This window comes from Streptomyces sp. V4I2 (assembly GCF_030817655.1).
GTDB classification, from domain to species: Bacteria; Actinomycetota; Actinomycetes; order Streptomycetales; family Streptomycetaceae; genus Streptomyces; species Streptomyces plumbiresistens.
Genome location: NZ_JAUSZM010000003.1, coordinates 9484956 through 9505916, shown reverse-complemented (window position 1 = coordinate 9505916; position 20961 = coordinate 9484956). Strand labels below are relative to the sequence as shown.

The window sequence follows — 20961 nt, the reverse complement described above, 5'->3', positions numbered from 1 at the left end:
AACGGATGTGACAAGGGTGAACTCGCCGTCGGGCACGGGCCGTTCGCCCGGGATGGCGTGTCCCGCCGCCATACTGGCCGTCGTGCGCGTAGCGATCACGACGGCGGGATCCCGGGGCGACGTGGCCCCCTACACCGGCCTGGGGCACGGCCTGGCCCGTGCCGGACACGAGGTCACCCTGGTCACCCATGCCCGGTTCGAGCCGCTGGCGGCGCGGGCGGGGCTGCGGTTCCACCCGCTGCCGGTGGACCCACGGGCGGAGCTGGAGTCGGCTCGCGGGCGGGGACTGCACCGCAGCGCGACCGGCGTGGGCAAGCTGGTGCGGGTGGTGGCGATGGCGCGGGCGCTGGCCGGGCGGATGGCCGACGATCTGGTGGCGGCGGCCCGCACGAGCGACGCGTTGCTCCTCGCCTCCTCCCTCGGCCCGCTGGGGCACACCATCGCCGAGGGGCTGTCCCTGCCGAGCATGGGCGTCCACCTCCAACCGCTCTCTCCCACCCGGGAGTTCGCGCCGCCGATGCTGGGCGTCGGCTCCTGGGGGCCTCTCGGTAACCGGGTCGCCGGGGTGGGTGTGAGCCTGGCCGTCGAGCAGGTCTTCGCCGCGGCCGTACCGCCCGTGCGGGCCCGGCTGGGGCTGCCTCGCGCAGGTACCACCGCGGGGCTGCGGACCCGGGAGCGGCAGGGCTGGCGGGTGCTGCACGGTTTCAGTCCGCTGGTGGTCGCCCGGCCGCGCGACTGGCGGGCCGGGCTCGACGTGACGGGCTACTGGTGGCCGTACGACGGCCAGACCCGGCTCCCGTCCCGGCTGGAGGAGTTCGTCGACGCCGGACCGCCGCCGGTCTTCGTCGGGCCGGGCAGCGCGACCGTGCCCGATCCGCGGCGGCTCGGCGCCGAGATCGTACGCGCCCTGCGGGCGGCCGGACTGCGCGGGGTGATCCAGCGGGGCTGGGCCGGGCTGGAGGCGTCCGGCGACGACATGCTGACCATCGACGAGGTCCCGCACTCCCTGCTCTTCCCGCGGATGGCGGCGGTCGTCCACCACGCGGGGGCCGGCACCACCGCGGCCGGGCTGCGGGCGGGAGTGCCGGCCGTTCCGGTGCCGATCCAGTTCGACGAAGGGTTCTGGGCGGCGCGGCTGGTCGGCCTGGGCGTGGCCCCGCGCACGCTGCCGCTGCGCCGCCTCACGGCCGACGCGCTGGCCTCTGCGCTCGTACGGGCCACGCGTGAACCCGGGTACGGGGAGCGGGCGCGGGCGCTGGGGGTGCGCATCCGGAGCGAGGACGGGGTGACGCCGGTGCTCGACGCTGTGAACCGGCTGGCCGGCTAGGCGGGCTGCTGCAAGGAGCCGCCCGGCACCCACCCCGGCGGCTGCAGAATCCCCAGCAGTTGCCGGACCAGTTCGTCGACCACCTCGTCCAGGGTGGCCTCCACCCATCCCGCGTTCCAGTCGTGCAGCAGGCCGTTGACGCTGCCGATGAACGCCGTCGCGGCGAGCCGGTAGTCACGGGGCGCCGCCTCCCCCCGCGCGACGAACGCCTCCGCCTCGGCACACACGAGGTCGACCCAGCGGGCGCGGCGGGCCAGGCGCTGCTCCTCCATGCGGGGACTGACGCCGATGATCTCGACGAAGGTGATGCGTACGCGGCGCGGGTCGGCGGTGACGTTCGCGGCGTACGCGCGGAAGACGGCGGCGGCTCGTTCGGCGAGGGGCAGGTGCTGCGCGCCGGGCACCGCGGCGAGGACGGCCTCCTCGGCCCAGTCGTTGACCTGGAGGTGCAGCGCGGCCAGGACGTCCTCGAGGGTGCGGAACTCCTCGTAGAACTGGCGCGTGGAGAGCCCGGCGGCCTCGCTGAGCGCGGCGACGGTGGTGCCGCGGTATCCGGGGATGTCACCGAAGAGCTGGAGTGCGGCGTCCAGGAAACGGCGGCGCCGCTCGGCCTGCCGTTCCTCGGCCGATTTGCCGCCATAACGGCCGCTCGGCGCCTTGAGCCTGCCCGCCACCGTGCCCTCCTCACTGCCTCGCCCGTCGTGGACACCAAGTTTGTCGTGTACGCGGTCTTGCCGAGAAGGCCGCCCCCTCCTTACTTTCGAGTAAGTCAACTCTGAATGCACCCGTGTTCAGATTCGTCGCCGCTCCCGGCACCCGCCCACCCCAGAGGAGAGAGCACTCATGCCTGCTTTCAGACCCAGGCACCTTTGCTCCATGGCCGCCGCCCTGGTCCTTGCCGTCACGGCCCCCGCGACCGTCGCAGGTGCCGCCCCGGACTCCTCGGCCGCGGCCCTGCGCGAGGTGATGTTCGTGGGCAACAACTGGGAGGGCACCGCCGACGTCATCACGTCGTCCGGGGACTTCGCGAAGGTCGGCCGGATCAACGTGATTCCCGACAAGGACCAGCGGATGGCGGAGATCAACGCCGATCCGATCCGCTGGATCGCCTTCATGACCATCCGCAACAGCGTCGGCGAGGGCCACGACCAGTTCGTCGACGACATGTACTCCACGCCGGACGGCAGGTCGGTGGTGGTCTCGCGGCCCAGCTTCGCCGACGTCGTCTCGATCGACCTGGCCACCGGGAGCATCAACTGGCGTTTCCCCGTGTCGGGTTACCGTTCGGACCACATGGCGGTCTCCCCCGACGGCAAGCGGGTCGCGGTGTCGGCGTCGACCGGGAACACCGTGCACGTGCTGGACATCGTCACCGGCAAGCAGCTCGGCTCCTTCGCCACGGGCGACAAGCCGCACGAGAACATCTTCAGCAACGACGGCAAGTACATCTGGAACATGTCCATCGGCGACGTGAACACCGCGACCGACGCGCCGTGGCTGGACTGGACGAAGGGCAACCGGCTCATCACCGTCGTCGACGCGACCACGTACAAGCAGGTCAAGGTCATCGACATGCGGCAGCGGCTGGACGCCATCGGCCTCAAGGACTACTCCGACGCGGTGCGGCCCACCGTCTTCTCGCCGGACGAGTCCAAGCTGTACTTCCAGGTGTCGTTCTTCCACGGGTTCTTCGAGTACGACATCGCCACCGACAAGATCACCCGGACGAAGACCCTGCCGAAGAACCCGGCCACCAGCGACGACCGCACCACGTTCGTCAACGACTCGCGCCACCACGGCATTTCGATGAAGCCGGACGGCTCCAAGCTGTGCGTGGCGGGCACGATGGACGACTACGCGACCGTCGTGGACCGGGCCACGCTCCAGGAGGGCCCGCTCGTGCCCGTCGCCAAGCCCTACTGGGCGACCGTCAGCGGCGACGGCAAGAGCTGCGTCGTCTCGGAGAGCGGCGCCGACCAGATCACGGCCATCGACTTCGCCACCGGCAAGAAGACGGTGTCGGTCCCGGTGGGCGACCACCCGCAGCGCGTACGCCTCGGCCACGTGACCGCGGGCTGGACGGGCACGGCCTCCTGAGGCTCAACCCGTCAGCCGCTCAAGTGCCTTGACCGCCATGCCCGCCCCGTCCTCGGTCGCCATGTGCCGCGCGGCGACCGAGGCGGCGCGCGCGTAGGCCTGCCGCCTCACGACCTGGCCGAGGGCGTCGGCGAGCCGTTCGGCGCTGAGGGACGTGAAGGGGATCGGCGCGGTGGCGGCGCCGATCGCGGCCAGCCTGGCCGCCCAGAACGGCTGGTCCGCCGCCACCGGCACGGGCACCGCGGGCACCCCGGCCCGCAGCCCGGCCGCCGCGGTGCCCGCACCGGCGTGGTGCACGACGGCTGCGACCCGCGGGAACAGCAGGGCGTGCGGTACGTCCCCGATCGTCAGGACGTCATCCCCGTCGGCCTCGAGCCCGGCGCTGCCCGTCTGGAGGATCCCGCGCAGTCCGGCCGCCCGCAGCGCCCGTACGGCGACCTCGCTCAGCCGCTCACCCTGACCGCCCGCCATGCTGCCGAACCCGATGAACACCGGCCTGGGTCCGGCGGCGAGGAAGTCCTCCAGGTCCACGGTAAGCCGACGGTCCGCGTCGACGTACGGCCACCACGTGCCGACGACGTCGAGACCCGGCCGCCAGTCGGACGGACGCGGCACGAGCGCCGTACTGAAACCGTGCAGCACGGGCCAGCCGGCGCGCTCCTGGCGTCGGCGCATCACGTGCGGCGCGAGCGGCGGGAGGTCCAGACGGCGACGCAGCTCGGTGACCGCCCGGTCGTAGACACGGTCGGCCATCCGCAGGGCGAAGCGGCCGGCCATACGGTTGCCCAGGCGGCCCAGCGAGCGGGAACCCATGACCACGGGCGGGAAGTCGCCGGTCGGCGCGGTGGGCTGGAGGTAGGCGCCGACGGCCGGGGTGCCGGTGGCCTCGGCCAGGTGCCAGCCGAGCGGAGCCGTGGTGGTCGACAGGAGCAGCAGATCCGTGCCCCGGTCCACCGCGTCCACGAATCCCTGCCCCAGCTCGGTGACGAACGCGGCCGCGGTCCGCATGAGTTCCCGCTTGTCCGGCGCCCCGCCGCCCCCGGTCTCCGCGCGGGCGGGCAGACCACGGAACTCCAGTCCGGCCTCCCGCGCCGACGGTGCGAAGGCGTCCGTCGTGGCGAGGGTGACCTCGTGCCCGGCCCGGCGCAGTTCGGCGCCGAGCCCCGTGTAGGGCGCGATGTCGCCGCGCGAGCCGGCGGCGGCGATCAGGATTCTCATCTCGTCTCCGGGGAGTCGGTACGGTCGCTGTCACGACGGGACGCGTTGGCATGGACGGCCTTGCCCACGTACGCGGCGAGGCCCGGCTGTTGCTGCGACGGCGGGACGACCAGGGCGAAGGCGCGCGGGTCGGCGACGAAGTCGTCCGCGATGCGCCGGTGCATGTCCGGTGGGCAGGTGGTGAACCAGCGGGTGATGTGCTGCCGGTGCTCCTCGGCCAGGTCCATGGCCCGCTCGCCGTCGGCCGGCTCCCCCGCGTCGAAGGCCGCGAGCAGCCGTACGCGCCAGGCGGCAGCCTCGCCCATGAGCTGCCGCCAGTCCTCCTTGCTGTGCGCGGCCGCGCGGGCCATCGACTCGCGCTGCCCCTCCGAGTCGGCCCACTTGAGCTGGGCCTCGGTGGCGTAGCTGAGGTCGAAGCTGATCTCGCCGAACACCTCGAAGCGTTCCTGCGGGGTCAGGGACACTCCGGTCTGCTGGACCTCGATGGCCCGCTCGGCGACTTCGGCGAGCCGCTGGAGCCGGGCGATCTCCTCGCTCAGCTGCCGTTGCCTGGCCCGCAGCTGGTTCAGGGCGTTGGCCTGCGGATCCTTGAGGATGTCGGCGATCTCGTCGAGGGAGAAGCCGAGTTCACGGTAGAAGAGGATCTGCTGCAGCCGGGCCAGATCGGCCTCGTCGTAGAGGCGGTATCCGGCCCGGCTGCGTGCGCTCGGCATGAGCAGGCCGGCCTTGTCGTAGTGGTGCAGCGTGCGCACCGTCACTCCGGCGAAGGACGCGACCTGCCTCACGGAGTAGCTCATTCACCTGCCCTTTCGTCAGGGTCCAGCCTGAACCCTGACGTAAGGGGAGGGTCAAGCGCGGTCAGCGGACACGCTGTGCCGCCCACGCCGACAGCTCGGACCGGGCCGCCGCGAGCAGGTCCGCCGGGGGCGAGGTCGTCCCGTTGGTCACCAGCGCGTAGTGCAGAACGCCGTTGTCGGGTGCGGTGAGCAGGAGGCGGCGGCTGCCCGTGCCGCCCGGTTCGGGGGCCGCCGCGATCGGGGTCGTCCGGGTGTACGCCGGCGGGGCGTAGGACGTGCCCAGGTCGGAGACGACCGTGGTGGTCGCGGTCGGGAAGGTCGCCGGCAGGTGCAGTTCGGTGGGCGCGGACGTGCCGTCGGAGCGCCACAGCAGCAGTCCGTACTGTCCCGATCCCACCAGCCGGGAGACGTTCGGGAGCGAGCTCGGTACCGGGTTCCACGTCAGGGTCGTGGAGCCGTCGCGGGAGCGGTCCTCGTAGGTGAAGGCGACGGTCGTACCCGCGGTGGCGCTCGGGTAGAGGCGGTCGAGCAGCCGGGCGTCCTGGCGCAGCACGGCCGTCCCCGAGTCGTTCAGGCGTACGGCAGACAGGTCCTCGTCGTTCCAGGCGTCGCCGGCGGTGAGCACCTTGTCGGGGTTGCCGTTCATCAACTCGTGGTGACGTCCGTTGTAGATGTCCCACTGCCACTGCGAACCGGAGAGCACCGGGCCGGACGCCGTCGGGTTCGACCACCAACTCGACCCCGGCAGGCGGGAGTCGAGGGCCTGGTACATCGCCTTGAGGACGGTGGGTGCCTTGTCGGAGACGTTGCCCGCCAAGGGGTGGCCGAACTCGCTGATGATTCCGGCCGCGTTGGTGGCCGCGGCGCGGTCGCGGACCGTGCCGAAGTCGGTCGAATACTGACCGTCCCCGGCCTTGCCGGGCATGAAGATGCCGGAGATGGCCTTCTGGTCGTAGAAGTGGGTGTTGAACACGTAGTCCGGGCCGAGGGTGCCGGCGTCCAGCAGTCCGCCCTCCTGCTTCTGGAAGCTGATGTTGGCGTTCCAGAACAGGTTCGGCTCGACGAAGGCGGGCTTGTACTGCCAGCCCGCCGTGTCCATACGGGCGCGGAACTTCTCGTAGAACGGCCACAGCACGTCGCGTTCCCAGGCGCGGCTGGTCTGCCCGGAGTCGTACACGCCGGCGTGCGGCTCGTTGTAGGGGTCGAAGCCGACGACACCGGCGAACTGGGCGGCGCCGACGTGCTGTTTGACGTACGCCATCGTCTTCTGGGCGGTGGTGAGGAACGCGTCCTGGAGGCCGTACGCGTTGTGCCAGAAGTCGTACGACGCCTGCTTCACGGCCTCGTTCTGGGTGATGTTCTGGCCCCAGAACAGACAGATCCCACAGTTCTCGTCCGGGTAGTTCCCGGCGTCCACGGCCCACTTGGGGGCGCCGTCGCCCGTGTACCAGCTGTCGGGGTCGAAGAGGTGGCGGGAGTAGAGGTCCTGGTGGAAGTCGGGGTAGACGCGGATACCGGCGTCGAGGAAGGCCCGCATCTGGGCGGTGGCGGCGGCCAGGTAGGCCTCGTCGACCTGGCCGCGCACGGGTTCGGCATAGGCCCAGGAGAGCAGGAAGCGGACCGTGTTGCCGCCGCCGAGGGCGCGCAGTGCGGTCGCGGACTTCTTCGCGTCGGCGACGGAGGCGAAGGGCAGGCCGTTGTTCTCGGCCAGTTTCGTCTCGCCGGAGACGTTGTAGCCGCGCAGGACGACCTCGCGGCCGAGGCCGTCGGCGAAGCGGCCGTCCTGCACGGTGACGGGGGTGTCGTCGAACCAGAGGGATTCGGGGAGGGCTTCGGCGGTGGCGGGTCTCACGCCCGTCGCCGTCAGGAATCCGGAGAGGACCACCAGAACAACGAGCAGACGCGCGCGTATATTCGGCATGTCCATTACAGTCCGGTGATTTCGTGACAACGTCAACAGTTCTGACTGTTGAGTAAGTTTCTACTTTGGCGGCCGACTTGGCGACCGGCCCCTCACCCGCCGACCCGGCGCGTCACGTTCAGCAGGTACTCCTTGCGGTTCAGCGGGTTGCCGTCCGTGCGTGGCCTGCACGGCAACGTGCCCTGGGTGACGGGCGCGTAGTGCTCGAAGGCGCTCTCCAGTTCTCCCTCGCCCCGGGTGAGACCCGGAAGCCGCTGCTCCAGTTCATGTACCCGGTCAGCCGGAACGACACCCTCCAGTACGCAGGTGTCGCCGCGTGTCTCGGTGGTCTGCGGTACGGCCCGCAGGGCCGCCAGCACCGGCAGCAGGGCGCCGAGCGTGTCTGCCGGGGCCTCGACGCGGAAGCGGTGCATCGGCTCGTGCACCTGGCTGCCCGCCCGCCTGAGCGCCTCGACGAGGACCAGTGGGGTCAGCCCGCGGAAGTCGGCGCCGGTGCTCGACATGCTCTTGTCGAAGCCCTGGTGGGAGTGGCTCTGCCGGGGCCAGTAGCCGCAGTGGGTCATCGTGACCGTGCAGTCGGTGACCTGCCAGCCGTGCAGACCCTGGCCGAGGGTGTCGCGCACGGTGTCCTCGACGGCCTTGAAGAAGGCGTACGGCATGGAGCCGAGCTCCACCTCGAGGCGAAATCCGACCCCCGTGCCCGGCGACGCCGGGTCGACGCGCAGTCCGACGGTCGCGAGGAAGGGGTTGGCGTCCTTGTTGATGAACTCGGCCGCCGCCCCGGTGCCGGCCGGCCGCTCGACGCACAGGGGCGTGGTCTCGCGGAAGGTGACGTCGAGTCCGAACTCGTCGGCGAGGGTGGCCTGGATGACCTCCTTCTGCACCTCGCCGTACAGGGACACGGAGGTCTCCCGCCGTACCTCGTCGTGCCGCAGGCCGATCAGCGGGTCCTGTTCGGCGAGTCGGGTGAGCGCGAGGTGGAGGGCTCTGCCGTCGGTGCCCGGCCCGGGGACGACGACGGTTTCGAGGGTCGGCGGGGCGAAGACGTGGCCGTGGGCCTTGCGGGGTTCGCCGAGGGAGTCGCCGATCCTGATGTCGGCGAGTCCCCGGAGCTTGGCGATCCGGCCCGCGGGAACGGTGTCCCGGCGGACGTCGGTACCGTGCTCGAAGACGCTGATCGCGGTGATCCTGGCGTCCTCGCGGGCGTCGCCGAAGGGGATCCGGTCGCGGGTGCGCAGGGTTCCGGAGAACATCCGCGCGTAGGCGACCTTCTCCCCCGCCGGGCCCCGTTCGACCTTGAAGACGGTGCCGGAGAGCGGGCCGTCCGGGTCGCCGTCGGCGGCGGGCAGCAACTCCTTGATGCCCTCGATCAGTTCGTCCACTCCCGTGCCCGTGACGGCGGAGCCGAAGTACACCGGGTGGACCAGGGCCTGCCGGGTCCCGTCGACGAGAGCGGCCCGCAGCCGGGCGTCACAGACGGTGCCCTCGACATAAGCGGCGAGCAGGCCGTCGTCATGGTCGGCGAGGACGTCGAGCGCGGCCGGGCGGAGACCAGGGACGAAGTGGGCGCCGGGGGTGCCGAGTCCGCCGGCGGTGCCCATCGGTACGGCTGAGGGCGTGAGCCGTTCCGAGATCGCCCGCAGCACGCCCTCCTGATCGGCGCCCCGCCGGTCGATCTTGTTGACGAAGACGAGGGTGGGAATGCGCAGGCGCTGCAGGGTCCGCATCAGCACCCGGGTCTGCGCCTGGACGCCCTCGACGGCCGAGACGAGGAGCACGGCGCCGTCGAGGACACCGAGGACCCGCTCCACCTCGGCGATGAAGTCGGGGTGGCCGGGGGTGTCGATGAGGTTGACGGTCACGTCGTCGATCGCGAAGGAGACGACGGCGGACTTGATGGTGATGCCGCGCCGGCGCTCCAGCGCGAGGGTGTCGGTCTGGGTGTTCCCGTCGTCGACACGGCCGATCTCGTCGATCACCCCTACCGAGTGCAGCAGCCGCTCGGTCAGGCTGGTCTTACCAGCGTCGACGTGCGCGAGGATTCCGAGGTTGAGCAGGTGCACGAAGCGTCATGTCCTTTGAAGAGGAGGTCATTCCTTCCGGGGCGGACATGAACGGTGCGCGCATGGGTGCTCCTGGCTCGTGCGGTGACGCGTGACAAGGTCACCTGAAGTGCAGCAGGTCCGGGGCCGCGGCCGCAACGGATTAACGCTCAACCAGTGGCGTCCGGGAGGTTCTCGATCAGCGCCCGGCTCACCCGGGTGACAGGGTGAGAGGAGCCGACGCGGCTTGCGTGGAAGGAGCGGATCGTGCGTGACATTCTCCCGGCGCTGAGCGGCTGGTACGCGGCCCGCGCTCCGTTCGGCCTGGCCACGGTGGTGGCGGTCAGCCGCAGCGCGCCCCGCGATCCCGGTGCGGCCATGGCCGTGGGTCCCGGCGACGAGGTCGTGGGCAGTGTGTCCGGCGGCTGTGTGGAAGGGGCCGTCTTCGAACTCGCCCAGGAGGTGGTGGCAAGCGGGGAGGCCCGCCTGGAGACCTTCGGGTACAGCGACGCGGACGCCTTCGCGGTCGGGCTCACCTGCGGCGGCGAGATCACGCTGCTGGTCCGGCCCGTCACCCCGGAGTCGGATCCGTCCTTCGGCGCGGTCGCCGAATCGGTCGCCGCCGGCCGTCCGGTGACCGTGGCCACGGTGACCGACGGGCCGGCGCCACGCGGAGCCACCCTCGCGGTGTGGCCCGACCGGGTCGCCGGCACGCTCGGCACGCCGGGCCTGGACGTGGCGGTCACGGCCGACGCGCGCGGCGAACTCGCGCTGGGCGCCACGGGACTCAGACACTACGGCCCGCACGGCGAACGCCGTGAGGACGCGGTCACCGTCTTCCTGCACTCCTTCGCGCCCCCGCCACGCATGCTGGTCTTCGGCGCCATCGACTACGCCGCGTCGGTCGCCCGCATCGGCGACTTCCTCGGCTACCGGGTCACGGTGTGCGACGCCCGCCCCCTCTTCGCCACGCCGAAGCGCTTCCCCGAGGGCGTCGAAGTCGTCGTCGACTGGCCGCATCGCTACCTCCGAGCCACCGACACCGACGACCGCACAGTGATCTGCGTCCTCACCCACGACCCGAAGTTCGACGTGCCGCTGCTGGAGGAGGCGCTGCGCCGGCCGGCCGCGTACATCGGGGCGATGGGCAGCCGCCGCACCCACGACGACCGGATGCGACGGCTGACGGAGGCCGGCCTCACCCCGGGCGAGCTGTCCCGGCTGCGCTCCCCCGTGGGCCTCGACCTGGGCGCCCGTACGCCCGAGGAGGTGGCCGTGTCCGTCGCCGCGGAGATCGTCGCGCTGCGCTGGGGCGGCAGCGGCGCCCCGCTGACGGCGACGGCGGGGGCGATCCATCCGAACGAGTCATGAGCATGGCCCTACGACGGCAAGACCGTGACCGGCACGCTCGAAAGCCTCTTGACCCGGTCCGCACGGCCGGCGCACCGGTCACCGAGCGGGCGGCCGGCGTGGTGGCGGCGCAGCCGTCGTGGTGCTCGCCGTCGTGCGGATATGGCGGTGGGAGGGGCCTGAGCCGTCAGGAGCCGTGGCGGCGGTGGTCCTCGACGACCGCGTCGAGGTGACGCAGGGCGGCCGTCACCCGGGCGGGGTCCGCCTGGAAGAACGGGTCGTCCGGCACCGGCAGCGAGCCCGCGACGGCCCAGCCGCGGCCCCGTGCCCAGGTGGCGTCGTCAAGGTCGACCGCCTCCCGGAAGGCGTTCCGCGCCGGGCCCGGCAAGACCTTCCAGGCGGGCAGCAGGTCCACCGCCGGGTCGGCCACGGCCAGCGTCCCGAAGTCGATGACCGCGCTGAGCCTGCCCTCCAAGGTCAGCAGGTTGCCCGCGTCGAGGTCGCCGTGGATCCACACCGGCGGCCGGTCCCAGGCAGGGGCCGCGAGGGCGGCCTCCCAGACCTCCGTCACCGCGTCCGTGTCAACCAGGCGTGTTCTCTCCAGGGCGTCGATCCTGCCCCGTACGAGTGAATCCGCGGCCAGAGAGTCCGACGCGTCGCCCATCGGTACGCCGCGGAAGGCGTTGCTCGGCTCGGGCCCGGGACCGCCGGTGGCATCGATGGACCGCAGAGCCTTGATGAACCCGGCGAGGTCACGTGCGGTCCCGACGGGATCGACCAGTCCCTCGGTCGTCGCCGTGTCCCCCTCGATCCACCGGTACACCGACCACGGGTACGGGTAGTCCTCGCCCGGTTCGCCCACCGCCACCGGCTCGGAGACGGGCAGGGGCAGGTGCGGGGCGAGGCGCGGCAGCCAGCGGTGTTCGCGCTCCACCTGGCCCGCCCAGTGGGCGTAGCGCGGCAGCCGCACGGACAGGTCGGTGCCGAGCCGGAAGGTGGCGTTGTCCATGCCGGACTGCCGAACCGGGGACACGGGAAGACTCGCCCACCGCGGGAACTGGGCGGCGAGCAGACGGCGTACGAGGGTGGCGTCGATCAGCACACCGTCCAGTCCAGCGGGGCGAGGGCGCGGATGTCCAACGAATTGGCGGTGTGGAGCCGCTGCCCAGGGGTAGGCGCGGCCCGACGGATGACGGATGACGGAACGGTTGCCCGGTTCCTTACCGCGGGGGCAGGCGGTGCAGATGTACGTCCATGAGGCGGCCGTCGGCCACCGTGGCGGTCATGTAGGTGCAGTGCGGCTGGCGGCGGCGGTCGGTCGGCGAGCCGGGGTTGAGCAGGCGCAGCCCCGTGGGGGCGGTGGTGTCCCAGGGGATGTGGCTGTGCCCGAAGACCAGGACGTCGGTGTCGGGGAAGCGGGCGGCGCAGCGTGCCTCACGGCCCTGGGCGGCGCCCGTCTCGTGGACGACGGCGAAGCGCAGGCCGCCGAGTTCGGCGTACGCCACCTCGGGGAGCCGGGCGCGCAGCTGAGGTCCGTCGTTGTTGCCGTACACGGCGACGAGCCGGGCGCTGCGGGCCTCCAGCAGGTCGAGGGTGGCCGTATCGACCCAGTCCCCGGCGTGGAACACGACGTCGGCGCGCGGGAGTTCGGCGAGCAGCGGCGCGGGAAGCTCCTTGGCCCGCCGTGGGAGGTGGGTGTCGGACATCAACAGCAGGCGCACCGCGCCAGGTTACCCGCGCGACGACGACGGGATCCGCAGGCCCGCCGCGACCCCGCCGCCGGGACACGCCACGCGTCCTCGACGGGGGCCGGAGATGGACAAAGGGCTCGGTGGCGTTAGCATCTGCCAACGCGTACCAGCGACACCCACGGCAAGCGAACTGAGGGGGCCTGGAGCCCGATGCCGGTGAAGGTCAGCGTCATCGTTCCCGTCTACAACCCCGGGGCCTACATCGAGGACTGCATCGCCTCGTTGCTGAGACAGTCACTGCCTCCCGACGAGTACGAGGTGCTCTTCGTCGACGACGGTTCCACCGACGGCACGCCCGCCCGGCTCGACGCGGTGGCCGCCGAGCACCCCCGGGTGACGGTCGTCCACCAGGAGAACTCCGGCTGGTCCGGCAAGCCCCGCAATGTGGGCATCGCCGCAGCCGAGGGCGAATATGTGATGTTCGTCGACAACGACGACTACCTCGGCGACGAGGCCCTTGAACGGATGTACGACTACGGGGTGGCCAACGACGCCGACGTCGTCGTCGGCAAGATGGCCGGCAAGGGCCGGGGGGTTCCGGTGGAGTTGTTCCGCCGCAACCATCCGCGCGCCACCGTCGAGAACGCCCCCCTGATCGACAGCCTCACCCCGCACAAGATGTTCCGCCGGAAGTTCCTCGACGACATCGGACTGAGGTTCCCGGAAGGCAGGCGGCGCCTCGAGGACCATGTGTTCGTCACAGAAGCGTATTTGCGCGCGAGTAACGTTTCCGTGCTCAGCGACTACGTCTGCTACTACCACGTCAGACGGGACGACGCGTCCAACGCCGGGTTCCAGCGCTTCGATCCCGGCGGGTACTTCAAGAACCTCCGCGAGGCCCTCGACGTCGTCGAGGAGTACACCGAGCCGGGACCGCTGCGCGACCGGCTCCTGCGGCGCTGGCTGCGCAACGAGATGGTCGAGCGCATGCGCGGCCGACGACTGCTCAAGCTGCCCGTGGACTACCGCAGGGAGCTGTTCGACGAGATCCACAAAGTCGTCGTCGAGCGCTTCGGGCCCGGCGTCGTGGCGGGGCTCCCGCCGACGCAGCGGATCGTCGCCGCGCTGATCGCCGCCGACCGGTACGACGACGTGGTGGCGTTCGCCGAGTGGGAGGCCTCCGTCGCCCTCAGGGCCGAGCCCGCGGGCGTGCGGTGGGAGGACGGGACGCTGCGTGTCGACTTCGCCGTCGAATACACGGTCGGCGGTGAGCCGATGACGTTTCCGTCCGACCCGGCCGGTACCCCGTCGGCCGGTCCGCCCCGGGACGTCGCCGACGCCATCTCACGGGTGGCGGCCGACAGCGTCGCCCGTTTCCACACGGCCACGGCGGACCTGCTGCTGCGGGAACGTGCCACCTCCGCACAGTACTTCCAGCCGGGCGAGGTCACCCGGGAGATCGTCCCGGTCGGGGACAACGGCGAGCGCGTCCGCCTGGTGCTGCGCAACTCGGCCGTCGTCGACCCGGCGACCGCCGCCGACGGCGTCCCGGCGGGCGCCGGGCTGTGGGACTTCTTCCTCCGGGTGAAGCTGGGCGGCTGGACCAAGGACTGCCGTCTGGGTCCGGTCCGTCCGGTCCTCCGCAGGGACCGGACGGCCGCGTCCGCCGGTGTGGTGGCCGGCCGGGTCGTGCTGCCGTACTGGACCGACCCGCACGCCAACCTGGCCCTGGCCGTCGACAACGCGGACAAGCGGGTGGGTCTCGGGGGCGTGTCCGCCGAAGACGTCACCGTCACCCGCGACCGGCTGCGCGCGCCCCTGCCGCTGCACCTGCCCGGCAACACCGATGTGCTGCTGCGGCTCACCGGCCCGGCCCGCCACGAAATCCCCGGCACGCTGTCGCCGTCCCGGGACGGCTCCGGGGCGCTGCTGGAGGCCGTACTGCCCGTCGCCGACCTCCAGCGCGGGCTCTGGCGGATCGCGCTGAGCCCGGCCCCGCCCGCCAACGCCGAGCCGCGCTTCCTGGCACTCCCGCCGGCTCTGCGCGTGGGCGGAGGCGGAGTACAAGTGGTTCGCCCGGCCGGTCCCAGTGCCGTCCAGCGGCTGTCACGCGGGGCACGGCGCGTGCTGGGGCGGGTCCGCAGGAAAGCCGCCTCCCAGGTCAGGGCCTGGAGGACCTGACAGCGCACGAACACCGAAGACCGAGGGCTCCCGGAAGTCGGGGCCCTCGGTCTTCGTCTTCCCGCACAACATCGCCGAGGCGGAGCGATCCGGTCCTGCGCCCGCACGGTCCCATCGCCGTACAGCGACCGCCACGCGGGGCACGGCGCGTGCCGGGGCGGGTCCCTGGAGGGCCCGAGAACGCACGATCACTGAAGACCGAGGTTCCCAGGAGTCGGGACCCTCGGTCTTCGCCTGCCCGCACGGGCATCGCCGGGAGGGGGTCGCTCGCGGAGGCGGAGCGGTCCGGGCCGTTGACTGTCGTACCGGACCTGCTCCGCTTTCTACGAGGGCCCGTGCGGTCCGGGCGTCAGCGGCTGACGGCGACCTTCTCCAGGGCCGTGCGCAGCGGCTCCCAGCCGCGGGAGCGGCCGACGCCGAGGTTGCGGGCCTTGGCCAGCGGGCCCCAGAAGGGCGCCTGCAGCAGGTCCTTCGGCGGCACCGCCCGGACTCGTTCCAGGATCGCCTCGGGGACCTTCTGCGGGTCCGGCACGTCGAACTCGGCCATGATCTCGTCATACTTGTCGTGCAGCACCGTGTTGTCCGGGTCGGCGCCGAACACGACGAGCTGACCGGTGGGCTGGGTGTCGACGAAGACGGTGACCAGGTCGGGGCGGTAGCGGCCGAGGATCTCGGCGACCTTGTAGACGTCGCCCGTCCAGGCGCCGGTGTGCCGGTCGCGGGCGGCCTCGTCGATGTTGCGGGGCAGCATGTCGTCGAGGACGATCACGCTCGACCAGTCGGAGTGCTTCTCCACGTTCATGAAGTCGCGCAGCGCGAACTCGAACAGGTGCATGCCGTCGATGAACGACAGGTCGAGGGTGGTGCGCCGCCAGTAGCCGATCGGACTGCGGCCGCGGCGCAGGTTGCGCACCGGGTGACGGCCGCCCTTGAGGTGGCCGAGCGGGTTGTCCCGGGCGAAGAAGTCGTCGCTGGTGGCCTTCACCAGGTGGACGTCGCACCGGATCTCGGTGACCACCTTGAACGCGGGGTCGATCGCGATGCTGGGGACGCGGGACAGGGTCAGACTGCGGCCGTCGTTGACCCCGATTTCGAGGTAGTTGCGGTTGGCGCTGACCTTGTGCAGCTCCCGCAGGAACTCATGGCGTTTCACGCAGGGGACTCCTTGCGGATCCGGGGAAGGGCGTTGTTCAGGGTGATGCGGGGTGCGGGCCCGGGGGCCTCGCTGCCGACGGGGCGCACCCGGTCGGGGTCGGCGCCGAGGAGGCGGAACGCCTCACGGGCCGGGTCGTACCAGGTGGCCTCGCCGGAGTCGGTGGGGTGGGGTATGCCGCCCGCGCCGGTGAGCGGCCGGCTCATGACGCGCCCTGGAGTGCGGCTCGCCGTTTGAGCGGCTCCCACCAGGCGCGGTTGTCCCGGTACCAGGCGACGGTGGCGGCGAGGCCGGCGGTGAAGTCGTGCCGGGGGTGGTAGCCGAGTTCGGTGCGGGCCTTGGACCAGTCGACGGCGTAGCGCAGGTCGTGGCCCTTGCGGTCGGCGACCCGGTCGACGCGGTCCCGGTCGGCCCCGCAGGCCTCCAGCAGCAGGCCGGTCAGCTCCGTGTTGCTCAGTTCGGTGCCGCCGCCGATGTTGTAGACCTCGCCCGCGCGGCCCTTGGTGCGCACGAGGTCGACGCCCTGGCAGTGGTCCTCGACGTGCAGCCAGTCACGGACGTTGAGGCCCTCGCCGTACAGCGGGACGTTCTTCCCGTCGAGGAGGTTGGTGATGAAGAGCGGGACGACCTTCTCGGGGAACTGGTGCGGGCCGTAGTTGTTGGAGCAGCGGGTGACGCGGACGTCCAGGCCGTGGGTGTGGTGGTAGGCGAGGGCGAGCAGGTCGGACGACGCCTTGGAGGCGGAGTACGGGGAGCTGGGCCGCAGCAGGTCCTCCTCCGTTGCCGCGCCGGTCTCGACGGAGCCGTAGACCTCGTCGGTGGAAATATGTACGAAGGGTGCCGCGTCGTGCCGCAGGGCCGCGTCCAACAGGGTCTGGGTGCCGACCACGTTGGTGAGCACGAAGTCGTCCGCGCCGGTGATCGAGCGGTCGACGTGCGACTCGGCGGCGAAGTGGACGACCTGGTCGGCGTCGGCCAGCGGCTTGTCGACGAGTTCCGCGTCGCGGATGTCTCCCTGGACGAACTCCAGGCGGGGATGGTCGAGTTCGAGGTTGTCGAGGGTGCCGGCGTAGGTGAGCTTGTCGAGCACGGTGACACGGGGTGCGTCGGCCGCATCGGGCGCGTCGCCCGCGAGCAGCGTGCGCACGTAGGTGGAGCCGATGAACCCGGCGGCACCGGTGACGAGGAGGTTCATGAGTGGATCTGCACCTTGCTGTGGTCTCCGAGGACGAGACGGTGGGCGCTGGGCACGCTGGGTGCCGAGGTCACCCCGGTGACACGGCAGTTCTCCGCGATGGAGGTGAAGGGTCCGACGCAGGAGTCGCTGGTCTCCAGGGTCCTGCGGTTGACCTCCAGCATGTCCTCGACGTTCCCGGTGTCCTTCCAGTAGCCCTGGATGACGGTGGAACGTACGTCGGCGCGGACGTCGATGAGGTGCTGGATGGCGTGGGTGGCGGGAGTGAACCAGTACACCCCGACCAGGGCGAGATCGCTCCTGGGGTGTTCCGGCTTCTCCTGAGCAGGATCTGGGCGTCGGGCCGGTGCGCGCGGAACTCGTCGACGAGGCCGGGGGGTCTTTCCTGGGGGAGGTAGGTGATGTCCAGCCCGAACTTCGAGCCGTCGCCGACCGCTTCCCCCAGGCCGTAGAAGAGGACAGCTTTGTTAGCAACGGGCACCAGCTGTTTGGCCGACGTATGTGTGATCGGCCTCAACCGTGTACCGGCGCCGCCGGACAACACGAGAGCCTTCATCTGCGTCACCATAGCCCGGTCGAACGGACCATGGCGACCGCGTGGCGCCCGTGTCACAGCCACCGCACAGCGGTCAGTCCTCGCCCCTGAAGATGTTCCCCTCGGCTCCCGGCTGCGCCACGCGCTGGGTGCTTTCGTCCGCCAACGCGGGCAGGCAGGTTCGCAGGATGCGCTCGCCGCGCAGGCGACGGGCCCTCGACCAGCCGGTCTCGGGCCTACGGGCAACGGGTTTCTCACTGGTCTGCGCACTCACGGCGTTTCATCTTCTTTCTGCGTCCGGTACTGCCCTCACCCTCCCGCGGGGCCGGGGCGCTCCGTCCTTCCGTGCTGTGCCACCGAGTCCCCTGCGGCCGCACGGGCAAACCGGTGCCCCCCCTTGCGGGGCACCGGTTCGCACTTGCGTGCGTGTTGTCGTCCTCAGGTGTTGGGGCGGGCCGCACTGATGTCGCCCAGGGCCGAATCGGGGTCGCGTTCCATCGCCAGGTCGGCCAGGGCGACGATGCCGACGGGGCGGCCGCCCTCGACGACCGGGAGGCGGCGTACGGCGTGCTCACGCATGAGCTCGACGGCGTGGGCCACGTCGTCCTCGGGGGTCAGGGTGACCAGGTCGTCGCTGCAGGCGCCGGCCACGGTGGTCTGCTCGGGGTCGCCGCCCTCGGCGAGCGAGCGGACCACCAGGTCGCGGTCGGTGACCAGGCCGCGCAGTTCGTCGCCGTCCGTGACGATGACGGCTCCCAGGTCCTGGTCGCGCATGATCCGGGCAACCGCCGTCACGGAGGTCCGCGGTTCCACGGTGACCGGAGCGCTGGTCATGATGTCGCTGACGTGCTGGGTCATGGCATGCCTCTCTGCTCGGGGTTCCCTGCCCCGGGTACCCCGGTGAGCGGGCCGTCGTCACCCCTCCAGCGGGATCTCGCTCCACACCTGCTTGCCGCCGCTGACGGGCACGGTCCCCCATGCCGTCGACATGGCCTCGACGAGGAGGATGCCGCGGCCGCCGGTGGCCTCCCAGCCGATGCTGGTCGGCTTGACGGGGGTGCGCGCGGAGGAGTCGGCGACGGCGACGCGCAGCCGGTGGTTGATGCGCATGAGGTCCAGGCGGACCCTGCCGTCGGTGTGGACGAGGGCGTTGGTGACGAGCTCGGAGACGACGAGCAGGACGGCGTCCATGGCGTCGGCCGGGACACCCCAGCTGCGCAGGGTGCGGCGGGTGAAGCGGCGGGCCTGCCCGACGGCCTGGGGGACGCGCCACACGGTCCAGCCCTCGCGCTGCGGGCGCACGGCCATGCCGTCGTAGCGCAGCAGGAGCAGGGCGACGTCGTCGCTGCGGCGGGCGTTGCCGAGCAGGGCGTCGGCGACGAGTCCGAGGTGGGCGGGGTCGGAGACGGCCAGTTCGTGGGCGAAGCGGTCCATGCCCTCGTCGATGTCGGCGTCGTGGGACTCGACCAGGCCGTCCGTGGTCAGGGCGAGGACCGTGCCGGGTGGCAGCCGCAGCGGGCTCATCGGGAAGTCGGCCTGCCGCACCACGCCGAGCGGCGGGCCGCTGTCCGCCTCGGGGATCTCGGTGCCGCCGTCCGGGTGGCGCAGCACCGGCGGGAGATGTCCGGCGCGCACGTACCAGGCGGAGCCCTCCTCCAGGTCGACGTCGACGTAGGCGCAGGTGGCGAAGAGGTCGGTCTCCATGTCCATGAGGAGGCGGTTGGCGTGGGAGACGACCACGTCCGGGGGGTGGCCCTCGACGGCGTAGGCGCGCAGGGCGGTGCGCATCTGGCCCATGAGGGTGGCGGCGCCCGCGCTGTGGCCCTGGACGTCGCCGATGACGAGGGCGACGTGGTTGTCGGGCAGCGGGATCACGTCGTACCAGTCGCCGCCGAGTTCGAGGCCCGCCGTGCTCGGCAGGTAGCGGGCGACGGCGACCGCGCCGGGCAGTTTGGGCAGGCGGCGTGGCAGCAGCTGGCGCTGGAGCATGCCGACGAGTTCGTGCTCGGCGTCGAAGGCGTGGGCGCGCATCAGGGCCTGCCCGGCGAGGCCCGCGGAGGCGGTGAGCAGGGCGCGTTCGTCGGGGCCGAAGTCGTGCGGGGTGTCCCAGCCGATGAGACAGGCGCCGGCCATGCGGCCGACTCCGGGCAGCGGCAGCACGGCGAGGCCGCCGGGGCCGACCTCGGCGAGGGCGGGTTCCAGGGCGGTGCCGGCGGGCCAGATCTGGGCGCGGCCCTCGCGCAGGGCGGCGGCGAGGGTGGGCATGGAGCGGACGGGCGCGTCGGGCCATTCGGAGCGCCACTCGGTGCGCCACAGCTCGGGCCAGAACTCCGGTTCGGGCGGGTCGAGGACGGTGACGACGAGCCGGTCGCCCTCCAGCTCGGCGAGGGCGATCCGGTCGGCCCGCAGCGGCCCGCGCAGGGCGGAGACGACGGCCTGGCTGACGTCACGGACGGTGCCCGCGATGGCGAGGGCGGCGGCCAGGCGCTGGACGCGGGCCACGTCGGTGACGTCGGAGCGCAGTGTGGAGGCGTCGGCGAGGGTGCCCACGAGCCGTGCCGGGCGGCCGTCGCCGCCGGGCAGGAGATGGCCGCGCAGCCTGAGCCATCTGGGTGGTCCGGTGGGCTGCAGGACCCGGAACTCGAGTTCGCGCTCGCCGATGGACATGTGGTCGGCCTCCACCACGGACATCAGCGAGGGGAGGTCCTCCGGCACGGTCAGGCCGAGCAGGGTCTCGACCTTGCCGTCGAACTCGTCGGGGCCGATTCCGAACAGCTCCAGGATCTCGCCGCCGACCTCGACGCGACCGGTGTCCATGGCGAGGCTGAAGGCGCCCGCGGACAGCTCGCCGCCCTCGGTTCGCTCGCCCGGGGCGGGTACGTCGACGGCTCCGGCGTCGGCGATCAGTTCGAGGCACTTGCGGCCGTCGGTGTCGAAGCCGGCCGGGTCCTCGCTGACCGCGAGCAGGCAGGCCCCGCGGGCGTCGCCGTGCCTGGGCAGGGCCGCCAGATGGAACTCCCGCGCGGGTGCCCGCCGGGACTCGGCGCAGGCCGCGAGCTCTTCGGGGCCGAGCCACACGGGCCGTGCGTCGCGCAGGGCGACGGCCACCGGGGAACGGCCGGAGCGGGCGTAGGTGTCGCGCAGCCCGTACAGCCTCCTGGGCACGCCGGCCGACTCGACCAGGCAGAGCTGATCGCCGTCCTCGCCCGGGGTGTACACGGCGGCGAACGTCGCCCGCGCGAAGACGAGCGCCTGTTCGAGGACGCGACGGAGCCGTTCGGGTGAGTCCTGGTCGTCCATGAGCGAGGCGAGGGCGATTTCGGCGCGCAGCGTTCTTGTTCCGCGTCCCGCCGCGCCCTCACTGACCACGTCCGCCATTACAACGCTTATGGGGCACCTGCGCAGCCCCTGTGACCATTCGGTGCAGCCACGGGCCGCTGTTCCGCGCTCCACC

At 71.9% G+C, this 20961-nt stretch carries 16 protein-coding genes and 2 pseudogenes; 4 read left to right on the top strand and 14 right to left on the bottom strand.

The window, feature by feature from the left end; all coding sequences use genetic code 11:
* The first annotated feature begins 52 nt into the window (after positions 1-52).
* Positions 53-1327 (top strand): glycosyltransferase, encoded by a 1275-nt coding sequence (locus QFZ76_RS44355; protein ID WP_307680309.1) that lies wholly within the window; start codon positions 53-55, stop codon positions 1325-1327.
* Here QFZ76_RS44355 and QFZ76_RS44350 read toward each other — a convergent pair.
* Entirely contained in the window at positions 1324-2001 is a 678-nt protein-coding gene (locus QFZ76_RS44350; RefSeq protein ID WP_307679000.1) for a TetR/AcrR family transcriptional regulator, read from the bottom strand. The genes QFZ76_RS44355 and QFZ76_RS44350 overlap by 4 nt on opposite strands.
* Positions 2002-2170: 169 nt before the next feature.
* Between QFZ76_RS44350 and QFZ76_RS44345 the strand changes: the two genes are divergently transcribed.
* Complete coding sequence (locus QFZ76_RS44345; RefSeq protein WP_307678999.1) at positions 2171-3424, top strand: YncE family protein; 1254 nt, start codon at positions 2171-2173, stop codon at positions 3422-3424.
* 3 nt (positions 3425-3427) lie between these two features.
* On the opposite strand, the gene QFZ76_RS44340 is transcribed toward QFZ76_RS44345, so the two are convergent.
* From QFZ76_RS44340 to QFZ76_RS44325, 4 genes are all read right to left on the bottom strand, one after another.
* A complete protein-coding gene (locus QFZ76_RS44340; RefSeq protein WP_307678998.1) occupies positions 3428-4642 on the bottom strand; it encodes a glycosyltransferase in 1215 nt (404 codons plus the stop codon).
* Positions 4639-5439 carry a MerR family transcriptional regulator gene (locus tag QFZ76_RS44335; protein ID WP_307678997.1) on the bottom strand — a complete coding sequence of 267 codons (801 nt, stop codon included), beginning with the start codon at positions 5437-5439 and terminating at the stop codon, positions 4639-4641. Before QFZ76_RS44335 ends, QFZ76_RS44340 begins: the two co-directional genes overlap by 4 nt.
* 61 nt (positions 5440-5500) lie before the next feature.
* The gene (locus QFZ76_RS44330; protein WP_307678996.1) at positions 5501-7366 is read right to left on the bottom strand and encodes a cellulase family glycosylhydrolase; all 1866 of its coding nucleotides are present in this window, start codon (positions 7364-7366) and stop codon (positions 5501-5503) included.
* A gap of 86 nt (positions 7367-7452) precedes the next feature.
* A complete protein-coding gene (locus QFZ76_RS44325; RefSeq protein WP_307678995.1) occupies positions 7453-9423 on the bottom strand; it encodes a translation factor GTPase family protein in 1971 nt (656 codons plus the stop codon).
* A gap of 246 nt (positions 9424-9669) precedes the next feature.
* Here QFZ76_RS44325 and QFZ76_RS44320 point away from each other — a divergent pair, with 246 nt between their 5' ends.
* Positions 9670-10773, top strand: coding sequence for an XdhC/CoxI family protein (locus tag QFZ76_RS44320; RefSeq protein ID WP_307678994.1), 1104 nt, complete (start codon positions 9670-9672; stop codon positions 10771-10773).
* 166 nt (positions 10774-10939) lie between these two features.
* On the opposite strand, the gene QFZ76_RS44315 is transcribed toward QFZ76_RS44320, so the two are convergent.
* Positions 10940-11854 carry an aminoglycoside phosphotransferase family protein gene (locus QFZ76_RS44315; RefSeq protein ID WP_307678993.1) on the bottom strand — a complete coding sequence of 305 codons (915 nt, stop codon included), beginning with the start codon at positions 11852-11854 and terminating at the stop codon, positions 10940-10942.
* A 118-nt stretch (positions 11855-11972) separates the two neighbouring features.
* The gene (locus tag QFZ76_RS44310; RefSeq protein WP_307678992.1) at positions 11973-12473 is read right to left on the bottom strand and encodes a metallophosphoesterase; all 501 of its coding nucleotides are present in this window, start codon (positions 12471-12473) and stop codon (positions 11973-11975) included.
* A 180-nt stretch (positions 12474-12653) separates the two neighbouring features.
* Between QFZ76_RS44310 and QFZ76_RS44305 the strand changes: the two genes are divergently transcribed.
* A complete protein-coding gene (locus tag QFZ76_RS44305) occupies positions 12654-14624 on the top strand; it encodes a glycosyltransferase (protein WP_307678991.1) in 1971 nt (656 codons plus the stop codon).
* Between the two features lie 349 nt (positions 14625-14973).
* On the opposite strand, the gene QFZ76_RS44300 is transcribed toward QFZ76_RS44305, so the two are convergent.
* From QFZ76_RS44300 to QFZ76_RS44270, 7 genes and pseudogenes are all read right to left on the bottom strand, one after another.
* Positions 14974-15777 (bottom strand): class I SAM-dependent methyltransferase, encoded by an 804-nt coding sequence (locus QFZ76_RS44300; protein ID WP_307678990.1) that lies wholly within the window; start codon positions 15775-15777, stop codon positions 14974-14976.
* Positions 15764-15950: pseudogene (locus QFZ76_RS44295) on the bottom strand (dTDP-4-dehydrorhamnose reductase); the annotation flags it as partial. The pseudogene QFZ76_RS44295 and the gene QFZ76_RS44300, both read right to left, overlap by 14 nt.
* A 29-nt stretch (positions 15951-15979) precedes the next feature.
* Positions 15980-16972, bottom strand: coding sequence for a dTDP-glucose 4,6-dehydratase (gene rfbB / locus QFZ76_RS44290; protein ID WP_307678988.1), 993 nt, complete (start codon positions 16970-16972; stop codon positions 15980-15982).
* A pseudogene (locus QFZ76_RS44285) lies at positions 16969-17528 on the bottom strand (sugar phosphate nucleotidyltransferase). The gene rfbB and the pseudogene QFZ76_RS44285 overlap by 4 nt, the downstream one beginning before the upstream one ends.
* 73 nt (positions 17529-17601) lie before the next feature.
* Complete coding sequence (locus QFZ76_RS44280; RefSeq protein WP_266451202.1) at positions 17602-17781, bottom strand: hypothetical protein; 180 nt, start codon at positions 17779-17781, stop codon at positions 17602-17604.
* A 164-nt stretch (positions 17782-17945) separates the two neighbouring features.
* Positions 17946-18365, bottom strand: coding sequence for a CBS domain-containing protein (locus QFZ76_RS44275; protein ID WP_307678987.1), 420 nt, complete (start codon positions 18363-18365; stop codon positions 17946-17948).
* 57 nt (positions 18366-18422) lie between these two features.
* The gene (locus tag QFZ76_RS44270) at positions 18423-20885 is read right to left on the bottom strand and encodes a SpoIIE family protein phosphatase (RefSeq protein WP_307678986.1); all 2463 of its coding nucleotides are present in this window, start codon (positions 20883-20885) and stop codon (positions 18423-18425) included.
* Positions 20886-20961: the final 76 nt, after the last annotated feature.

Excerpts from the sequence above, each read along its gene's own strand:
- QFZ76_RS44340 (WP_307678998.1), bottom strand. The coding sequence starts at position 4,642 with ATGAGAATCCTGATCGCCGCCGCCGGCTCGCGCGGCGACATCGCGCCC.
- QFZ76_RS44345 (WP_307678999.1), top strand. The coding sequence starts at position 2,171 with ATGCCTGCTTTCAGACCCAGGCACCTTTGCTCCATGGCCGCCGCCCTG.
- QFZ76_RS44335 (WP_307678997.1), bottom strand. The coding sequence starts at position 5,439 with ATGAGCTACTCCGTGAGGCAGGTCGCGTCCTTCGCCGGAGTGACGGTG.
- QFZ76_RS44275 (WP_307678987.1), bottom strand. The coding sequence starts at position 18,365 with ATGACCCAGCACGTCAGCGACATCATGACCAGCGCTCCGGTCACCGTG.
- QFZ76_RS44355 (WP_307680309.1), top strand. The coding sequence starts at position 53 with ATGGCGTGTCCCGCCGCCATACTGGCCGTCGTGCGCGTAGCGATCACG.
- QFZ76_RS44305 (WP_307678991.1), top strand. The coding sequence starts at position 12,654 with ATGCCGGTGAAGGTCAGCGTCATCGTTCCCGTCTACAACCCCGGGGCC.
- rfbB (WP_307678988.1), bottom strand. The coding sequence starts at position 16,972 with ATGAACCTCCTCGTCACCGGTGCCGCCGGGTTCATCGGCTCCACCTAC.
- QFZ76_RS44270 (WP_307678986.1), bottom strand. The coding sequence starts at position 20,885 with ATGGCGGACGTGGTCAGTGAGGGCGCGGCGGGACGCGGAACAAGAACG.
- QFZ76_RS44330 (WP_307678996.1), bottom strand. The coding sequence starts at position 7,366 with ATGGACATGCCGAATATACGCGCGCGTCTGCTCGTTGTTCTGGTGGTC.